Origin of the sequence: Pseudomonas fluorescens (assembly GCF_012974785.1) — a bacterium.
Classification (GTDB): domain Bacteria; phylum Pseudomonadota; class Gammaproteobacteria; order Pseudomonadales; family Pseudomonadaceae; genus Aquipseudomonas; species Aquipseudomonas fluorescens_BT.
In genome coordinates this window covers 1,393,722-1,411,245 of record NZ_CP027561.1, presented here as the reverse complement: position 1 = coordinate 1,411,245, position 17,524 = coordinate 1,393,722, and the positions used below count along the sequence as shown (strand labels likewise).

The 17,524-nt window shown below is 60.4% G+C and carries 21 protein-coding genes; 16 read left to right on the top strand and 5 right to left on the bottom strand.

Translation table 11 applies throughout. From position 1 onward, the window contains the following. Positions 1-28: 28 nt before the first annotated feature. From livH to C6Y56_RS06280, 8 genes are all read left to right on the top strand, one after another. A complete protein-coding gene (livH, locus tag C6Y56_RS06315; protein WP_169429164.1) occupies positions 29-952 on the top strand; it encodes a high-affinity branched-chain amino acid ABC transporter permease LivH in 924 nt (307 codons plus the stop codon). Beyond that, positions 949-2,205 carry a high-affinity branched-chain amino acid ABC transporter permease LivM gene (locus C6Y56_RS06310; protein ID WP_169429163.1) on the top strand — a complete coding sequence of 419 codons (1,257 nt, stop codon included), beginning with the start codon at positions 949-951 and terminating at the stop codon, positions 2,203-2,205. Before livH ends, C6Y56_RS06310 begins: the two co-directional genes overlap by 4 nt. Further along, a complete protein-coding gene (livG, locus tag C6Y56_RS06305) occupies positions 2,202-2,969 on the top strand; it encodes a high-affinity branched-chain amino acid ABC transporter ATP-binding protein LivG (RefSeq protein ID WP_007969480.1) in 768 nt (255 codons plus the stop codon). The genes C6Y56_RS06310 and livG overlap by 4 nt, the downstream gene beginning before the upstream one ends. Further along, entirely contained in the window at positions 2,970-3,671 is a 702-nt protein-coding gene (locus C6Y56_RS06300) for an ABC transporter ATP-binding protein (RefSeq protein ID WP_085683273.1), read from the top strand. Positions 3,672-3,828: 157 nt separating this feature from the next. Then, complete coding sequence (locus tag C6Y56_RS06295) at positions 3,829-4,137, top strand: BufA1 family periplasmic bufferin-type metallophore (RefSeq protein WP_169429162.1); 309 nt, start codon at positions 3,829-3,831, stop codon at positions 4,135-4,137. 25 nt (positions 4,138-4,162) lie between these two features. Further along, a complete protein-coding gene (gene bufB, locus C6Y56_RS06290; protein WP_169429161.1) occupies positions 4,163-5,050 on the top strand; it encodes an MNIO family bufferin maturase in 888 nt (295 codons plus the stop codon). Continuing rightward, positions 5,047-5,805: an HvfC/BufC N-terminal domain-containing protein gene (locus C6Y56_RS06285; protein WP_169429160.1), complete on the top strand. Its 759-nt coding sequence runs from the start codon at positions 5,047-5,049 to the stop codon at positions 5,803-5,805. Before bufB ends, C6Y56_RS06285 begins: the two co-directional genes overlap by 4 nt. Continuing rightward, positions 5,802-6,275, top strand: coding sequence for a DoxX family protein (locus C6Y56_RS06280; protein ID WP_169429159.1), 474 nt, complete (start codon positions 5,802-5,804; stop codon positions 6,273-6,275). The genes C6Y56_RS06285 and C6Y56_RS06280 overlap by 4 nt, the downstream gene beginning before the upstream one ends. On the opposite strand, the gene C6Y56_RS06275 is transcribed toward C6Y56_RS06280, so the two are convergent. Further along, positions 6,266-7,180, bottom strand: a complete 915-nt coding sequence (locus C6Y56_RS06275; RefSeq protein ID WP_169429158.1) for a LysR family transcriptional regulator — start codon at positions 7,178-7,180, stop codon at positions 6,266-6,268. The genes C6Y56_RS06280 and C6Y56_RS06275 overlap by 10 nt on opposite strands. A 103-nt stretch (positions 7,181-7,283) precedes the next feature. On the opposite strand from C6Y56_RS06275, the gene C6Y56_RS06270 reads away from it, so the two are divergent. The 3 genes from C6Y56_RS06270 to C6Y56_RS06260 all read left to right on the top strand — a co-directional run bounded on the left by C6Y56_RS06270 (position 7,284) and on the right by C6Y56_RS06260 (position 10,305). Then, positions 7,284-7,883, top strand: a complete 600-nt coding sequence (locus C6Y56_RS06270; RefSeq protein ID WP_169429157.1) for a short chain dehydrogenase — start codon at positions 7,284-7,286, stop codon at positions 7,881-7,883. Between the two features lie 59 nt (positions 7,884-7,942). Continuing rightward, entirely contained in the window at positions 7,943-8,596 is a 654-nt protein-coding gene (locus C6Y56_RS06265; protein WP_169429156.1) for a COG3650 family protein, read from the top strand. A gap of 95 nt (positions 8,597-8,691) precedes the next feature. After that, the gene (locus tag C6Y56_RS06260) at positions 8,692-10,305 is read left to right on the top strand and encodes an NAD(P)/FAD-dependent oxidoreductase (protein ID WP_169429155.1); all 1,614 of its coding nucleotides are present in this window, start codon (positions 8,692-8,694) and stop codon (positions 10,303-10,305) included. Between the two features lie 51 nt (positions 10,306-10,356). Here the strand turns inward: C6Y56_RS06260 and C6Y56_RS06255 are convergent, their stop codons facing one another. After that, positions 10,357-11,451 carry a PLP-dependent cysteine synthase family protein gene (locus C6Y56_RS06255; RefSeq protein ID WP_169429154.1) on the bottom strand — a complete coding sequence of 365 codons (1,095 nt, stop codon included), beginning with the start codon at positions 11,449-11,451 and terminating at the stop codon, positions 10,357-10,359. 246 nt (positions 11,452-11,697) lie between these two features. On the opposite strand from C6Y56_RS06255, the gene nhaA reads away from it, so the two are divergent. The 4 genes from nhaA to C6Y56_RS06235 all read left to right on the top strand — a co-directional run bounded on the left by nhaA (position 11,698) and on the right by C6Y56_RS06235 (position 14,736). Next, the gene (gene nhaA, locus C6Y56_RS06250; RefSeq protein WP_169429153.1) at positions 11,698-12,885 is read left to right on the top strand and encodes a Na+/H+ antiporter NhaA; all 1,188 of its coding nucleotides are present in this window, start codon (positions 11,698-11,700) and stop codon (positions 12,883-12,885) included. 121 nt (positions 12,886-13,006) lie between these two features. Then, on the top strand, positions 13,007-14,218 hold the full coding sequence (locus C6Y56_RS06245; protein ID WP_169429152.1) for an S-type pyocin domain-containing protein: 1,212 nt from the start codon (positions 13,007-13,009) through the stop codon (positions 14,216-14,218). Next, positions 14,215-14,445 (top strand): DUF7683 domain-containing protein, encoded by a 231-nt coding sequence (locus C6Y56_RS06240; protein ID WP_169429151.1) that lies wholly within the window; start codon positions 14,215-14,217, stop codon positions 14,443-14,445. The genes C6Y56_RS06245 and C6Y56_RS06240 overlap by 4 nt, the downstream gene beginning before the upstream one ends. A 36-nt stretch (positions 14,446-14,481) precedes the next feature. Continuing rightward, positions 14,482-14,736 carry a colicin E3-like toxin immunity protein gene (locus C6Y56_RS06235; RefSeq protein ID WP_169429150.1) on the top strand — a complete coding sequence of 85 codons (255 nt, stop codon included), beginning with the start codon at positions 14,482-14,484 and terminating at the stop codon, positions 14,734-14,736. 63 nt (positions 14,737-14,799) lie between these two features. On the opposite strand, the gene C6Y56_RS06230 is transcribed toward C6Y56_RS06235, so the two are convergent. Further along, on the bottom strand, positions 14,800-15,264 hold the full coding sequence (locus C6Y56_RS06230; protein ID WP_024776354.1) for a glycine zipper 2TM domain-containing protein: 465 nt from the start codon (positions 15,262-15,264) through the stop codon (positions 14,800-14,802). A 168-nt stretch (positions 15,265-15,432) separates the two neighbouring features. Here C6Y56_RS06230 and C6Y56_RS06225 point away from each other — a divergent pair, with 168 nt between their 5' ends. Continuing rightward, complete coding sequence (locus C6Y56_RS06225) at positions 15,433-15,669, top strand: hypothetical protein (protein WP_085712943.1); 237 nt, start codon at positions 15,433-15,435, stop codon at positions 15,667-15,669. 5 nt (positions 15,670-15,674) lie between these two features. Here C6Y56_RS06225 and pdxH read toward each other — a convergent pair whose 3' ends face one another. Together pdxH and C6Y56_RS06215 are read right to left on the bottom strand one after the other, a co-directional pair. Then, positions 15,675-16,322 (bottom strand): pyridoxamine 5'-phosphate oxidase, encoded by a 648-nt coding sequence (gene pdxH / locus C6Y56_RS06220; protein ID WP_169429149.1) that lies wholly within the window; start codon positions 16,320-16,322, stop codon positions 15,675-15,677. Positions 16,323-16,346: 24 nt separating this feature from the next. Next, a complete protein-coding gene (locus tag C6Y56_RS06215) occupies positions 16,347-17,450 on the bottom strand; it encodes an OmpA family protein (protein ID WP_169429148.1) in 1,104 nt (367 codons plus the stop codon). Between the last annotated feature and the right edge of the window lie 74 nt (positions 17,451-17,524).

Genomic DNA, 17,524 nt, shown 5'->3' with positions numbered 1-17,524 from the left:
TGCGTATCAGGTTTTTAGGAGCGCTGTAATGCCTGACATCTATCACTTCTTCCAGCAGCTGGTTAATGGCCTGACCATTGGCAGCACGTATGCCTTGATCGCCATCGGCTATACGATGGTTTACGGCATCATTGGAATGATCAACTTCGCCCACGGCGAGGTGTACATGATCGGTTCCTACGTGGCGTTCATCGCCATCGCCGGGCTGGCCATGATGGGACTCGACAATGTCCCGCTGTTGATGACCGCGGCGTTCATCGCCAGTATCGTCGTCACCAGTTCCTACGGTTACAGCATCGAACGGATCGCCTACCGCCCCCTGCGCGGCAGCAACCGTCTGATCCCGCTGATTTCCGCCATCGGTATGTCGATCTTCCTGCAGAACACGGTTCTGCTGGCGCAAGACTCCAAGGACAAATCCATCCCCAACCTGATCCCCGGAAACTTCTCCATTGGGCCAGGTGGCGCACATGAAGTGCTGATTTCCTACATGCAAATCGTGGTGTTCGTGGTGACCCTGGTCGCCATGCTCGGCCTGACCATGTTCATCTCCCGCTCTCGCCTGGGTCGTGCCTGCCGCGCCTGCGCCGAAGACATCAAGATGGCCAACCTGCTGGGCATCAACACCAACAACATCATCGCCCTGACCTTCGTCATCGGTGCCGCGCTGGCGGCTGTCGCTGCGGTACTGCTGAGCATGCAGTACGGCGTGATCAACCCGAACGCCGGTTTCCTCGTCGGCCTCAAGGCCTTCACCGCCGCGGTACTGGGCGGTATCGGCAGCATCCCCGGCGCCATGCTCGGCGGGTTGGTGCTCGGGGTGGCGGAAGCCTTTGGTGCCGACATCTTCGGCGACCAGTACAAGGACGTCGTGGCTTTCGGCTTGTTGGTTCTGGTGCTGTTGTTCCGTCCGACCGGCATTCTGGGCCGTCCGGAGGTTGAGAAAGTATGACTAGGAATCTTAAACAGGCGCTGTTCAGCGCCTTGCTGGTCTGGGCCGTGGCCTATCCGGTATTGGGTCTGAAACTGACCATCGTCGGCATCAACCTGGAAGTTCACAACACCAGCCCGGCCATTCTGGCGACCATCGCCATCTGCTCGGTGCTGATGTTCCTGCGGGTGCTGTTCAACCAGCAGATCAGCAAGGCGTGGCGTTCGTCGCCAGGCATGCCGCTGATTCCGGCCAAGGCCAGCAACTTCCTGACCCTGCCGACCACTCAGCGCTACATCATCATTGCGCTGATCCTCGGTGCACTGGTGTGGCCGTTCTTCGGCTCCCGTGGTGCGGTGGACATCGCGACGCTGATCCTGATCTACGTGATGCTCGGCCTGGGCCTGAACATCGTGGTCGGTCTGGCCGGTCTGCTTGACCTGGGTTATGTCGGCTTCTACGCCGTCGGTGCCTACAGCTACGCGCTGCTGTCGCACTACTACGGCCTGAGCTTCTGGATCTGCCTGCCGATCGCCGGCCTGATGTCGGCAACGTTCGGCTTCCTGCTCGGCTTCCCGGTCTTGCGTCTGCGCGGTGACTACCTGGCGATCGTGACCCTCGGTTTCGGGGAAATCATCCGTCTGTTCCTGCGCAACCTGACCGACATCACCGGTGGTCCGAACGGGATCAGCAACATCGAGAAACCGACGTTCTTCGGCCTGACCTTCGAACGCAAGGCCGCGGAAGGCCTGCAAACCTTCCACGAGTATTTCGGCCTGGAATACAACTCGATCAACAAGGTGATTTTCCTCTACCTGGTTGCCCTGCTGCTGGCGCTGGCCGCACTGTTCATCATCAACCGCCTGCTGCGCATGCCGATCGGCCGTGCGTGGGAAGCGCTGCGTGAAGATGAAATCGCCTGCCGCGCGCTGGGTCTCAACCCGACCGTGATCAAGCTGTCGGCGTTCACCCTGGGTGCGAGCTTCGCCGGTTTCGCCGGCAGCTTCTTCGCTGCCCGTCAGGGACTGGTGACGCCGGAATCGTTCACCTTCATCGAGTCGGCGATCATCCTCGCCATCGTGGTGCTGGGTGGCATGGGCTCGCAACTGGGCGTGATTCTTGCGGCCGTGGTGATGATCCTGTTGCCGGAAATGATGCGTGAGTTCAGCGAGTACCGCATGTTGATGTTCGGTGCCCTGATGGTGTTGATGATGATCTGGCGTCCACAAGGTCTGCTGCCGATGCAACGCCCACACATGGAGTTGCGAAAATGAGCCGCGAGATCCTTAAAGTCGAAAACCTGAGCATGCGCTTCGGCGGTCTGCTGGCGGTCAATGGCGTGGCCCTGACCGTCAAGGAAAAACAAGTGGTGGCACTGATCGGGCCGAACGGCGCGGGCAAGACCACCGTGTTCAACTGCCTGACCGGTTTCTATCAGCCGTCGGGCGGCAGCATCCTGCTGGACGGCGAGCCGATCCAGGGCCTGCCGGGGCACAAGATCGCCCTCAAGGGCGTGGTGCGCACCTTCCAGAACGTGCGGTTGTTCAAGGACATGACGGCAGTCGAGAACCTGTTGATCGCCCAGCACCGTCACCTGAATACCAACTTCCTGTCCGGCCTGTTCAAGACCCCGGCGTTTCGCAAGAGCGAGCGCGAGGCCATGGAGTACGCCGAATACTGGCTGGAAAAGGTCAACCTCAAGGAGTTCGCCAACCGTACCGCCGGCACTCTGGCGTATGGTCAGCAACGTCGCCTGGAAATTGCCCGCTGCATGATGACCCGTCCGCGGATCCTCATGCTCGACGAACCGGCCGCCGGCCTGAACCCGAAGGAAACCGAAGACCTCAAGGCGCTGATCAGCGTGCTGCGTGAAGAGCACAACGTCACCGTGCTGCTGATCGAACACGACATGAAACTGGTCATGAGCATTTCCGACCACATCGTCGTGATCAACCAGGGCACGCCTCTGGCCGACGGTACGCCGGAACAGATCCGCGACAATCCTGAAGTGATCAAAGCCTACCTGGGGGAAGCGTAAATGCTGCAGTTCGAAAACGTTTCCACCTTCTACGGCAAGATCCAGGCCCTGCACAGCGTCAACGTCGAAGTCCGCCAGGGCGAGATCGTGACCCTGATCGGCGCCAACGGTGCCGGCAAGTCCACCCTGCTGATGACGCTCTGCGGTTCGCCGCAGGCCCACAGCGGCAGCATCCGCTACATGGGTGAGGAACTGGTCGGCCAGGACTCGTCGCAGATCATGCGCAAGAGCATCGCCGTAGTGCCGGAAGGTCGTCGGGTGTTTGCCCGCCTGACCGTCGAAGAAAACCTGGCCATGGGCGGTTTTTTCACCGACAAGGGCGACTATCAGGAACAGATGGACAAGGTTCTCGGACTTTTCCCACGCCTGAAAGAACGCTTCAACCAGCGCGGCGGCACCATGTCCGGCGGCGAACAGCAAATGCTCGCCATCGGCCGTGCGCTGATGAGCAAGCCGAAACTGTTGCTGCTCGACGAGCCGTCGCTGGGCCTGGCACCGATCATCATCCAGCAGATCTTCGACATCATCGAACAGCTGCGCAAGGACGGTGTGACGGTGTTCCTGGTCGAACAGAACGCCAACCAGGCGCTGAAAATCGCTGACCGTGCGTACGTTCTGGAGAACGGCCGAGTGGTGATGCAAGGCACCGGTGAAGCGCTGCTGACCGACCCGAAAGTGCGCGAGGCGTACCTCGGCGGTTGATCGATCGCGTTAAACAGAAAACGGCCTTCGGGCCGTTTTTTTTGCGCTTTTAAAATTGTTTTCGCGATCGCTGTAACGTATCGCCAGGTCGTTTCTCTAGTGGGGTAAGCAAGCGCACATCGCTTGTTCCAACCCAAGTTCAAACCGGAGAAACATCATGACTGCTACCACCCGCACCCTGTCCGCCACCGCCCTGGTTCTGGCCCTTGGTTCCGCCCTGACCATGGCCGCTGTTTCGACCGTTCAGGCGGCCGACAACAGCAACATGGAAAAATGCTTCGGCGTGGCCATGAAAGGTCATAACGACTGCGCCGCCGGCGCCGGCACCACCTGCGCAGGCACGGCGAAAATGGATTACCAGGCCAACGCCTGGAAGTTCGTTCCAAAAGGCACCTGCACCACCACCGAAAGCAAAACCTCGCCGACCGGTTTCGGTCAGATGGAAGCCTTCAAGGCCAAGTCCTGATCCGGAGGCTGCCCGAGTGTCGATCATGATCACATCCTGCGACCATGCCTCCCCCCGCACTCGGGCAGCCCTCACCGGGCTCCCGCCTCGCGCCGGGCTGGGGCTCAAGACCGGGCACTTTCGTGAAGTGCTCGGTTCTCTTCCGGACATCGGTTTCTTCGAAGTCCACGCCGAAAACTACATGGTGGCCGGCGGCCCGTTTCATCATTTTCTGGGTTTGATCCGAGAAGCGTATCCGCTGTCGCTGCATGGCGTCGGCCTGTCTATCGGTGCCGAGGGCCCGCTGGATGTTCAGCACCTCAAACGCCTGAGTACGCTGATCGAGCGTTATCAACCCCACGCCTTTTCCGAACACCTGGCCTGGTCGACTCACGGCCCGGTGTTTCTCAATGACCTGCTGCCCCTGGCTTACGACACGCCGACGCTGAACCGCGTCTGCGAACACATCGACCAGGTACAGAACACCCTCAAACGTCCGATGTTGCTGGAGAATCCGGCGACCTATCTGGCGTTCGAGCGCTCGACCATCGACGAAGCGGAGTTCATCCGTGAAGTCATTCGGCGCAGCGGCTGCGGTCTGTTGCTGGACGTGAACAACGTCTACGTCTCATGCATCAATCATCAGCGCGACCCCCTGGCCTACCTCGACGCACTGCCTTTGCATGCAGTTGGCGAGATCCATCTGGCGGGGTTTGCCGAAGATGCCGACAGCCTCGGTGATCGCTTGCTGATCGACGATCACGGCGCACCGATCGATCAGGCCGTCTGGGCGCTGTACCGCCAGGCGCTGGAGCGCGTCGGCCCGGTGGCGACGCTGATCGAACGGGACAATCAGGTGCCGGCCTTCGATGTGCTGATGGCCGAAGCGCAGCAGGCCGATGAGCTGTTGCTGTGCGCGGGAGCTCGGCGATGAGCACTCAAGCCGCATTCAACGCAGCGTTGCTCGATACCGACCTGCCCTGCCCCGACGGTTTGTGCAGTGCCAACGGCGCCGATCCGGCCAGTCGTTTCGCGGTGTACCGCAACAACGTGCAGGGTTCGCTGATCAATGCATTGGCCGACAGTTATCCCGTGGTGATGCAGTTGGTGGGTGACGAGTTCTTTCGGGCCATGGCCGGAGTTTTCATTCAAAACCACCCACCACGAAGCCCGTTGATGAGCGACTACGGCAGTGAGCTGGCGGACTTCATCAGCGGGTTCGAACCTGCCGCGAGCGTTCCCTATCTGGACGACGTGGCAAGACTGGAACGCCTGCGCACGCTGGCCTATCACGCGGCCGATGCGTTGCCTCTGAGTCAGGAGCGGATCGCCACTGTATTTGCAGATGCCGATGGGCTGAACGAACTGCGGATCGGCCTGCATCCTTCGCTGTATCTGCTCGATTCAAACTTCGCCGTGGTGGACATCTGGGCCGCGCATCAGCACGACGCGACCCTGGCCGGCATCGATCTGAATCAGGCCCAGCACGCGCTGATCCTGCGCAACGGGCTGGAGGTCGAGGTATTCAACGTGGATCTCGGCATCAGCCAGTTCATTCGCCAGCTCAAGGCCGGCCTTTCACTTACCCAGGCGCTGGCATCCGCAGACGCCTTCGATCTCGGCCAGACCCTCGCCCTGTTGATCAGTCGCCAGGCCATCACCCATTTACATCACAAGGATTCGCCATGAACAGCCTCACTGCCCGCGCCATTGCGCTGCTGGAAAAAATCCCGCACAGCCTGATCGCCTTCATCGCCCGTTTCTCCATCGCCGCAGTGTTCTGGAAATCCGGGCAGACCAAGGTCGAGGGCCTGGCCATCGACCTGATCGACGGCACGTTCCAGATTGGCTGGCCACATCTGGCGGACTCGACGATTCCGCTGTTCCAGAGCGAATACCACGTGCCGCTGCTGTCACCGGAAATCGCCGCGTACATGGCTGCGTTCGCCGAACACTTTTTCCCGATCCTGATCCTCGTCGGTTTCGCTACCCGGTTTTCAGCGCTGGCATTGCTGGGCATGACGCTGGTCATCGAGCTGTTCGTGTATCCCGACGCTTACCCGACTCACGGCACCTGGGCGGCAGTGTTGCTGTACCTGATGACCACCGGACCGGGCAAATTGTCGATCGATCATCTGATCGCACGACGTTACCGCTGAAGACGGTCCAGGGCCTCGCCGCTGCGCTTGAACCAGCCGATCAGATAGTCCGCCAGCACTTGAGTACGCCTCGGCAGCCCGCCCTGATACGGATGCACCAGATACATCGGCATGCGCCGGGTCTGAAAATCCCGAAGGAGCCAGCGCAATCGGCCGTCAGCCAATTCCGTCTGCAACAGATAGGACGGCAGTCGAGCGATGCCGGCGCCAGCGAGTGCGGCCTTTTTCAGCAGGCTGTAATGATTGCTGGCGAACGGCCCCGACACCCGTACCCGCAACAGCTCGTGCTGCTGGTGGTACAGCCACTCTTCGCGGCCGCCGTAGTGACTGTTGAGCAGGCAACGATGTTCGGTCAGCGCCTGTGGCGAAAGCGGTTCGCCGAAACGTTCAAGGTAGGCCGGACTGGCGCAGGTCATTTCTTGCCAGGCCAGCAAAGGCTTGGCTACCAGTCGCTCGTCGTTGGCCACTTCAGTGCGGATCGCCAGATCGAAACCGTCGCGGGACAGGTCGCGGTAACTGTTGTTCAGCTCCAGTTCGATCTGCACTTCGGGGTATTTCTGCGAAAACTCCAGCACCAGACCGTCGAAGAAGGTTTCCCCCAGCGACACCGGCACGGTCATACGTACCGGACCTGCCATGTCGTCCTTCAAACGTGCCAATGCCTGACGCGCTCTTTCGACCTGGACGACAAGCGCCTGGGCCTGCGGCAACAACGCCGCGCCGGCCGCTGTCAGGTTCAACCGACGCGTGGTGCGTTGCAGCAACACCACGGAAAACTGCGCCTCCAACTGACTGATGCGCTTGGACAACTGCCCCTTGCTGCACCCCAGTTGCTGCGCCGCCAAGGTAAAACTGCCGGCCTCGATCAATACCGCGAACGCCGCCAGATCGTCGATCTCGCTCATGGATTGTTTCCATTTGAAAACCAAAGGTTGCCCATTAGCGCGCTTATCAGCGAAAAAAACCACTCTAGACTGAAAGCTCGTTCAATCACTTGAGGCAAGTACGATGAAAATTCTGTTGATCGGCGCTGGCGGCACCATCGGTTCGGCGGTGGACAAAGAACTGTCGCAGCGTCACGAAGTCATTCGCATCGGCCGCCGCAGCGGCGATTTCCAGGTGGACATCAGCGACAGCGCGTCGATCCGCAAGCTGTTCGAACAGACCGGCAAGTTCGATGCGCTGGTGTGCGCCGCTGGCAACGTGACCTTCGCCCCGCTGGGAGACATGAACGAAGCCAGCTTCGCCCTCGGCCTGAAAGACAAACTGATGGGCCAGGTCAATCTGCTGCTGATCGGTCGCGAATTTGCCAACGACGGTGCATCGTTCACCTTCACCACCGGCGTGCTCAGCCACGACCCGATCCGCAGCGGTGCTTCGGCTGCACTGGTGAACGGCGCGCTGGACAGCTTCGTCCGCGCAGCGGCCATCGAGCTGCCACGCGGCCTGCGCGTGAACTCGATCAGCCCGACCGTTCTGGTGGAAGCCATGGGCAGCTACGCCCCGTACTTCCGCGGCTACAAGCCGGTTCCCGCAGCGGATGTGGCATTGGCCTACGCCAAAAGTGTCGAAGGCTTGCAGACAGGTCAGACATTTCACGTGGGCTAAACCCTTGTGATGAACGGTCAGCCTGCGTAACGTGACGGCACTTGTCTGGAGAGCCGAAGATGCGTGTTGCCCGTTCCTTGATCGTTGTTGCCCTGCTCCCTCTGTTTGCCGCGTGCCAGTTGTTCGACGGTGCGCGGACAAGCGCCTCCCACGTCGGCCAGACGCGGATGCAGGGGCAACTGACCGCGGCCGACGGCAAACTGGTGTTCCAGGCCTGCGGCGAGCAGCGCCAGTACGTGATCAACGACGTCGGCGGCACCAGCGTCCTGCAGGAGGCCGCCACCCTGGCCGATCAACAGGGCAAGCTGTTCGCCGACGTACGCGGCAAGATCGCCGGTGATCGTCTCGACCTGACCCAGTTGTACCGCGTCGAACGTTCCGGCACTGCCTGTGACGACCCCAACTTCAAACAAATGATCCTGCGCGCTGCCGGCCATGGCCCGGAATGGAACGTCAAGGTCAGCGGCAAAGGCATGGTCATCGACCGCGAAGGTCAACCACCGCTGGCAGTGCCTTACGTCGAAGAGCAATTGGGCGACGGTCGTTTCAACCTCAGCAGCGAAGCCAACAACCAGCGCATCGAGCTGTGGGTGGCGCCGCAGCGGTGCGTCGACAGCAACACCGGCAGCGTGCAGCACATGAGCGCCGAACTGCGTATCGACGGCAAGGTGCAGCGCGGTTGCGGGTATTTCGGCGGTTCACGCAACGACTGATCGTTTAACCCTCACGGGATCCGGCCGTTGCGGCTTATAATCGCCGCCTTCAAACGCCCTGGCGCAGTTGTGCGCCCCGCGAACCGGATCCTGTCATGTTACGAATCACTGAACTCAAGCTGCCGATCGACCATCCCGACGAAGACCTGCGCGCCGCCATCGTGCAGCGCCTGGGCATTGCCAGCGATGAGCTGCTCGATTTCACCTTGTTCAAGCGCAGCTACGATGCGCGCAAAAAGTCCTCCGAACTGTGCTTCATCTACACCATCGACCTCGAAGTGCGCGACGAGGCCAAGGTACTGGCCAAGTTCGCCGATGACCGCAACGTCAACGTGGCGCCGGATGTCAGCTACAAATTCGTCGGCCAGGCGCCAAGCGACCTGAGCCAGCGCCCGATCGTGGTCGGCTTCGGTCCGTGCGGGATCTTCGCCGGCCTGCTGCTGGCCCAGATGGGCTTCAAGCCGATCATCCTCGAACGCGGCACCGAAGTGCGCCAGCGCACCAAAGACACCTGGGGCCTGTGGCGCAAAAGCGTGCTCAACCCCGAGTCCAACGTGCAGTTCGGTGAAGGCGGCGCGGGCACGTTCTCCGACGGCAAGCTGTACAGCCAGATCAAGGACCCGAAGTTTCTCGGCCGCAAGGTGCTGCACGAATTCGTCAAGGCCGGCGCACCGGAAGAAATCCTCTACGTCAGCAAGCCGCACATCGGTACGTTCCGCCTGACCGGCATGGTCGAAACCATGCGTGAAGAGATTCGCGCCCTGGGTGGTGAAGTTCGCTTCCAGGAACGCGTCACCGACGTGCTGATCGAAGACGGCCAACTGGTCGGCGTCGAGCTGGCCAGCGGCGAAACCCTGCATTCGAAACACGTGATCCTGGCGCTGGGCCACAGCGCCCGCGATACTTTCCGCATGCTGCACAGCCGTGGTGTGTTCATGGAAGCCAAGCCGTTCTCGGTGGGTTTCCGCATCGAGCACCCGCAATCGCTGATCGACCGTGCGCGGCTGGGCAAGTATGCCGGTCACCCCAAGCTGGGAGCCGCCGACTACAAACTGGTACACCACGCCAAAAACGGCCGTTCGGTCTACAGCTTCTGCATGTGCCCGGGCGGCACCGTTGTCGCTGCAACCTCCGAGCCGAATCGTGTGGTCACCAACGGCATGAGCCAGTACTCGCGTAACGAGCGCAACGCGAACTCCGGCATCGTCGTCGGCATCACCCCGGAAGTCGATTACCCGGGCGGCCCGCTGGCCGGCATCGAGTTGCAGGAGCGTCTGGAATCCCACGCCTTCATCCTCGGCGGCAGTGACTACAAGGCACCGGCGCAATTGGTTGGCGACTTCATCAACGGCACGCCGTCCACCGAACTGGGCGAGGTTGAACCTTCGTACAAGCCGGGCGTGGCACTCGGGGATCTGGCCCTGGCGCTGCCGGACTTTGCCATCGAGGCAATCCGTGAGGCGTTGCCTGCGTTCGAGAAGCAGATTCGCGGCTATTCGCTGCACGATGCGGTGCTGACCGGGATCGAGACGCGGACTTCGTCGCCGCTGCGGATCACGCGTAACGAATCGCTGCAGAGCATGAACGTGAAGGGTCTGTTCCCGGCCGGTGAAGGTGCGGGGTATGCGGGCGGGATTCTGTCGGCGGGCGTTGACGGGATTCGCATTGCCGAAGCTGTAGCGCGTGACATCCTGGGCCTCGAGGCCTGATACCGGAAAATTGTGGGAGCGGGCTTGCTCCCACATTAAGTTCCGGGTGTATCAAATATTGGCGCGCAGAACCGAGGCTGGCAGCGCTTCACCCTTCTCGGCACTTGCTGCCACAGCCGCCATCAATCCCTCCAGCTCATAGCCCTGCGCCTTGAGCCACGCCTGATCGTAATACGTGTCTGCGTAGCGCTCGCCGCCATCGCACAGAATCGCCACGATCGACCCCGACTCCCCCGCCGCTTTCATCTGCTGCGCCGCCATCAGCGCGCCGATCAGGTTGGTGCCGCTCGACCCGCCCACATGCCGCCCCAGACGCCGCGCCAGGTAATGCATGGCCGCCAGCGACAAGGCATCCGGCACCTTGACCATCGCATCGATCACCTTCGGCAGGAACGACGCCTCCACCCGTGGCCGGCCGATGCCTTCGATCCGCGAACCGTGGTCCAGACGCAGGCTGGCATCACCGGTCTGGTAAAAATCGAAGAACACCGAACGCTCGGCATCGGCGCACAGCACGCGGGTGCAGTGCTGGCGATAGCGCACGTAACGGCCGAGGGTCGCGGTGGTGCCACCGGTGCCGGGGCTGGAAATCAGCCAGGCCGGGCAAGGGTGCTGCTCGTAGCGCATCTGCTGGAAGATCGACTCGGCGATGTTGTTGTTCGCCCGCCAGTCGGTGGCGCGCTCGGCGTAGGTGAACTGGTCGATGAAGTGACCGTCGTGCTCGCGGGCCAGGCGTTCGGATTCGGCATAGATCTGGGTCGGATCGTCCACCAGATGACTCTGGCCACCGTAGAACGCGATCTGGGCAATCTTCTCCTTGGACGTGGTCGCCGGCATCACCGCAATGAACGGCAACCCCAGCATCCGCGCAAAGTACGCTTCGGAAATCGCCGTTGAACCGCTGGACGCCTCGATCACCGGCGCGCCGGGCTTGAGCCAGCCGTTACACAAGGCGTAGAGAAACAGCGAACGGGCCAGACGGTGCTTGAGGCTGCCGGTGGGATGGCTGGACTCGTCCTTGAAATACAAATCGATACCCGGGAACCCCGGCAGCGGCAAGGGGATCAGGTGCGTGTCGGCGCTGCGCTGAAAGTCAGCTTCGATGATCCGGATGGCTTCGCGGGCCCACTGTCGGTTGTCGCTCATGGCTGTTGTTCTCGTTGAATCGGGCAGAAGTGCCTTCACAGGCTCAGCCCCCAAGCTTAGGAAAAATCCTGCCGCACTGACAGATACAGCTGAGCTTCAATACCTTTGGCAACTGCTAGGCTCTGCTGCAGGTCTGGCAGGCGCCTTGTAACCATATATAACAAAAAAGAATATAAATTTTGTTTTAACAACTAACAGTACGGGTTAGGGTGTCCCACCTTTTGACTTTATCGATGGAGAGCGACCTTGCCTCTGCGTAGCACTTTCACGCGTTTCTTTCAGTTGGAAGCTGCCAGCGGTCTGTTACTGATCGCCGCGGCCATCCTGGCTCTAATCATCAACAACTCGCCGCTGTCGTGGCTGTACACCGGCCTGCTCGACACCCCGGTGGTCGCGCAGATCGGCGCGTTGAAAATCGCCAAACCCCTGCTGCTGTGGATCAACGACGGCCTGATGGCGCTGTTCTTCCTGCTCATCGGCCTGGAAGTGAAGCGCGAAGTGCTCGACGGCCAGCTGTCGAAACCGTCGCAGATCGTCCTGCCCGGCGCGGCGGCCATTGGCGGCATGCTGGTGCCGGCGCTGATCTACTGGTTCCTCAACCGTGACAACCCGGCCGCCCTCGATGGCTGGGCGATCCCCACCGCCACCGACATCGCCTTCGCCCTCGGCGTACTGGCCTTGCTCGGCAAGCGGGTGCCGGTGTCGCTGAAGCTGTTCCTGATGACCCTGGCGATCATCGACGACCTCGGCGCCATCGTGATCATTGCGATCTTCTATTCCGGCGAACTCTCGACCCTGTCGCTGGGTCTGGCGGCGGCGTGCATTGCGGCGCTGGTGGCGATGAACCGGCTCGGGGTGGTCAAGCTCGGGCCGTACATGATCATTGGGCTGATCCTGTGGGTCTGCGTGCTCAAGAGCGGTGTCCACGCGACGCTGGCCGGCGTGACCCTCGCATTCTGCATCCCGCTGCGCACCAAAAACGCCGAGCCTTCGCCGCTGCTGACCCTCGAACACGCGCTGCACCCGTGGGTGGCCTACGGCATCCTGCCGCTGTTCGCCTTTGCCAATGCCGGCCTGTCGCTGACCGGCGTTACCGCCGAAAGCTTCACCCACCACGTGCCGATGGGCATCGCCGTCGGCCTGTTGCTGGGCAAGACTGTCGGTGTATTCGGTCTGACCTGGCTTGCCGTGAAAACCGGCATCGCCGCCCTGCCCCAGAACGCCAACTGGGGTCAGGTGCTGGGCGTGGCGATCCTGTGCGGGATCGGCTTCACCATGAGCCTGTTTGTCGGCTCCCTCGCCTTCGTGCCGGGTGCCAGTGAATACGCCGGGATGGACCGGATGGGCATTCTCACCGGCTCGGTGTTCGCGGCATTGATCGGTTATGCGGTGACATTGGCGGCAAGCAGAAAGAACACCGCACTGCCTTCCTGATGCCGTAGCGAACAATCTCCACGTCTTTAGAGACGCGTCCTACAGCCACGACTTTCCTGCTTCGTTAACGTCGTGCAGCCCCTTTCTAGGGGCTGTCGATGCATGAACGAAAGGACAATCAGTGGCTGGTCAAAAGGACGTTCCCCGGGTTCCCAACCCACCGGCAGGCGACGGGCATCACGTCACCTACCGCTACATGACGGCCACCGAACTGGCCGATCAGGACGAGCGACAAAACAAGTACGACGCCATGCTGGCGCGGCAGGAGGCCTTCGAGCGCAGCCGTGAGGTGGCGGCGAACAAGCCTGAGCCAATGCGCGCCGGCTGCACGTTCGCCAAGTCCTGCAAATTGCCGGACGCGATCATCGATTACTCGAATCCTTCGGGAATGGTCCCCACCGACAGCCTGAAAGATTACGGCGATCTGATCCTGCTCGGCGGCCGTAAAGCCGATGACAGCGGCGGCGTTCCACTCAAGAAAATCAGCGGCACCGCCATCCCGGCAGGCCTGGGCACCTTCGCCCTTGCGGGTGAAGCATTCAAGGCATTGCCCGCGATGGCCTCCACTGCCGTCATCACCCCGCTGGTCGGGCTGGTGGCGATGTTCATGCCATCGAACCTGGGCGACAGCGCGCTCTATACCGAAGACCAGTTGCTTGCCCTCAAGCAGGCTCGAACCCGCGTGCGCTTGCATGTCGAACAACAGGCCGACGGCAGCCTCAAGGGTTACGGCTTCTACACCGGCAAGAACCGCGACTGGGAAATGGTCGATGTCGCGCAGTTCACCGCACGCGGTAACCGCTTTGTCGCAGACCTCGGCGAAGGCATCGAGCTGATCTGGACGCCTGCCGTGGACGGCTCCGACATCCTCGGCATCCCCGCGCTGGAAGCCGCTCCGCAGGCACCGCATATCTGGGTGTACCCACCGACAAAAGCGGCGGACGGGATCCTGGTGAACCCGGTTTATCCGCCGGAGTATCGGGATTTCATATTGGTTTTTCCGGCGGATTCTGGAGTTGAGCCGCTTTATATTGTTGTCAGCACTCGAGCAGGAGATCACGAGTACCATCCGGCCCCCGACGTACTCCCAGCCTTTCCTGATGCGAAAATTGTAGGTCGTAAAACAGCCGTACAAGGTGGCGGAGCCAAGCGCAAAAGATGGAAAACTGCTAAGGGTATTATTCTTGAATGGGACTCTATGCATGGCACTGTCGAAAAATACGACTCCAGAGGAAAACACATTGGAGAGTTCGACCCAAATACAGGTGAGCCAACATCTACAAAAAAGAATAAAAAGTCGAAGAAAGGCAAAAAAAGGAGCATTGAACCTTGAGATTTTTAGTAGAAGCGTTTGACAAAAAAACAGACTTCCAGGCTTTCGTGATTGAGTTGCCAGCGAGATGTGATGAGCAAATAAAAGCCATCATGGGTTGGACAAAAGAGCAACACGGCTGGGAAGGTTACGATTTAAGCCCCCAACAGATACAAGCGATCGAAAAACTTATAGGTAGGTCAATTGTGAATCAGGACTTCTACTTCCAATTGACATGCAATGTATAAAATCACTCTACGTTGCGAGAGTTCCAGGAGAAACTTGTGGGTTTGAAAATCAGCCTCGATTGGTATGACAAAGAAACTAGTCACGGCATCGGAGATGAGTTATCGAAAGACTTCGGTGACGATGGCTCCGTGATCGAGGCGCTGGGCATTCCAATAGAAAACAACATAAACAACGGTGGATTTAACGTTACCAACGACTGGGTAAGTATTCTTCAAACTCATTTCAATCATGCCATCAATTTAAATTTGTATGACTACCAAGTTTCCTTCGACTACTGCGATCACTGGTAAACACCAAACAAAAAACCCCGACCAGTCACCTGATCGGGGTTTTCCTTTACCGCTCTTTCCCGCTTAGTGCGAAACGCGGCTGGTCCCGCCGACAGTCGAAATCCGTACCCGCTCACCGACGCGGAACACTTCATTCTCCTGCACTTGCTGCACGTAGGCGCGCATGCTGCCGTCGTCTTCGCGCACGGTGATTTCAACACCTTGAGTACGGGTCAGGCCTTCTTCGGTGGCGGAACCGATCAGGCCGCCGGCCACGGCACCGATAACGGCTGCCACGATGCTGCCACGACCACCGCCGATGGCGCTGCCGCCGACACCGCCGACCACTGCACCGGCTGCGCCGCCGATCGGGGTCTTGGTGCCTTCGATTTTCACCGGACGCAGGGATTCGATGGTGCCCATGCGAATCGTCTGCACGCGACGCGCTTCGTCACGGGAGTAGGAGTCACCGGTCAGGCTCGATTGGCAGCCGGTAAGCAACATCGCCATCGTGGAAAAGGAAGCAACCAGCAGAACAGACTTACGCATAGGATCAACTCCAAAGGACAGGTATTTATTAAACTCCGCAGCTTGACGCCTGTCACGGCGCCGCCCGGATAAATTTGGTTTCATTCAGGTCCGGTACAGGGCCTCCACGAACTCACCCAACAGTAGCGCCAAAATACATAGCTTGCGCCGCCGACCCCAAGGATTTTCATGGATTACTTCATCATCGTCGTCACAACCGTCGCCGGTTTGTACTTCCACTGGTGGTTGTACGTGCGGATCAAACGCTGGATGGACCGCGATCTGGCATTGTCGCTGGCCGGCAAGGATGAAGGCAAACGCGCCTACATGCTCGAACGGCTGGCGCAAGCCCGATCGCAGAAGATCAGGCGTCGGGACCTGCCGAAGTGGCTTGAGGCCGCTGCGGCAGGCTATCCCGCTCGGTAGACTGCTTAAGGTGCCAGACGTTCAAGAATCCAGTCGGCGCCCTGCAAACGGTAGTTGAGGCGATCGTGCAGGCGGCTGGCGCGCCCCTGCCAGAACTCGATGCGCTCCGGGAGCAAACGGTAACCGCCCCAGTGTTCCGGGCAATCGGGCTGGGTGTCGGTGAAGCGCTGCTCGGTAGCCTTGAGCAATTCTTCCAGTTCCCCCCGGCCATTGATCACCCGGCTCTGCGGTGAAGCCCAGGCGCCCAGTCGGCTGCCCAAAGGTCGCACCTGATAATAGGCGTTGGACTCTTGCGGCGTGACCTTCACCACCCGCCCTTCGATGCGCACCTGGCGCTCCAGGGTCGGCCAGAAGAACGTCATGGCCGCGAACGGATTCGCGGCCAGATGCTGACCTTTGGCACTTTCGTAGTTGGTGAAGAAGGTGAAGCCCTGCTCGTCCAGACCCTTGAGCAGCAGAATGCGGCAGTGCGGACGCCCGTCCGCATCGACCGTGGCCAGGGTCATGGCGTTGGCCTCCACTGGTGCCTGCTCGGTTTTCACCGCGTCGGCGAACCACTGGTGGAACAGCGCAAAAGGCTCGACCGGGGCTTGCGCCTCGGTCAGGCCATCCCGGGTGTAATCACGACGCATATCTGCCAGAGCCTGGGTCATGGCGCATTCCTTTTCGTTAGCGGATCACTGTTTTGCCGCATCGGTCGCAGCGACTTTCTTGTCGGTTGCGGCGGCTTTGGCTGGAGCGGTTTTCTTCGCCGGGGTCTTCTTCGCTGGCGCCTTGGCTGCGGCCTTCTTGGCCGGTGCTTTTTTGGTGGCAGGGACAGCGGCTTTCTTCGCAGCAGGTGCCGGGGTTACAGGCTTGGCGACTGGCTTGACGTCCTGAGCGGCAACCAGGGTCACCGGCTTCGGTGCTGGCATGTTGTACTTGCTCAGCAGCGCAACCATGGTGTTCTGCGGGGTCACCAGCAGTTCGACGCGACGGTTCAGGGCGCGACCTTCAACACTGTCGTTGGCGGCACGCGGTGCCTCGGAGCCCATGCCGCGCAACATCAGACGATCACGCTGCAGGCCACTCAGACGGAAGATCGCCGCCACCGACTGGGCACGCTCCTGGCTGAGTTTGGTGTTGTCCGGTGCAGCACCGGTATTGTCGCTGTGACCCAGTACCAGCACAGCAGTTTTCGGGTCAGCTTCGAGGATCTTGGCGATATTGGTGAACGGACTCAGGGTCACCGGCAACAGCATGGCCGGGCGTTTCGGGTTGAACGAACCTTCAACCGGCGCGATCACCACGAGTACGTTTTCACGGCGCTCGAATTGCAGGTTGCTGCCCTTGATCGCGTCACGCAGGCGTGGCTCGTAGTCGTCGAGCCAGGCCTGGGTCACTTTCGGGTCGGGCATCGGCACAGCTTTGGCGGTGTCCTGAGACTTGCCGCCGAACGGCCACCACCACTTGCTGCCGGTATCGGCATCGGCCTTGGCGACAACGGCAGGCTTGGTCTCCGTTTTTACTTCGGGCTTCACGTCGGCTTTGGCCTTGTCTGCCGAATCGTCGGAGCCGAACGGCCAGTACCAGTGGCTGCTGCTCTCGGTCTTGGCAAGCGGTGCAGTAGCGGCAGGCTTCACCGGTGCAGGTGCGGGTGCAGGCGTCGGCTCCTTGGCCGCGACCTTGTCGGACGAGCCGAACGGCCACCAGCTGCCGCCATCGGCGTCATTCTTCGGAGTCTGTGCACAACCGGTAATCGCGAAACACAGGGCCAGAGCGAGAGTTTGTTTGGACGACATTGGAAACCCACAAAAATTAGTAATGGACAATCAGAGGACTTTCGCCCGGATAAACAGACGCTTTGAATCGAAAA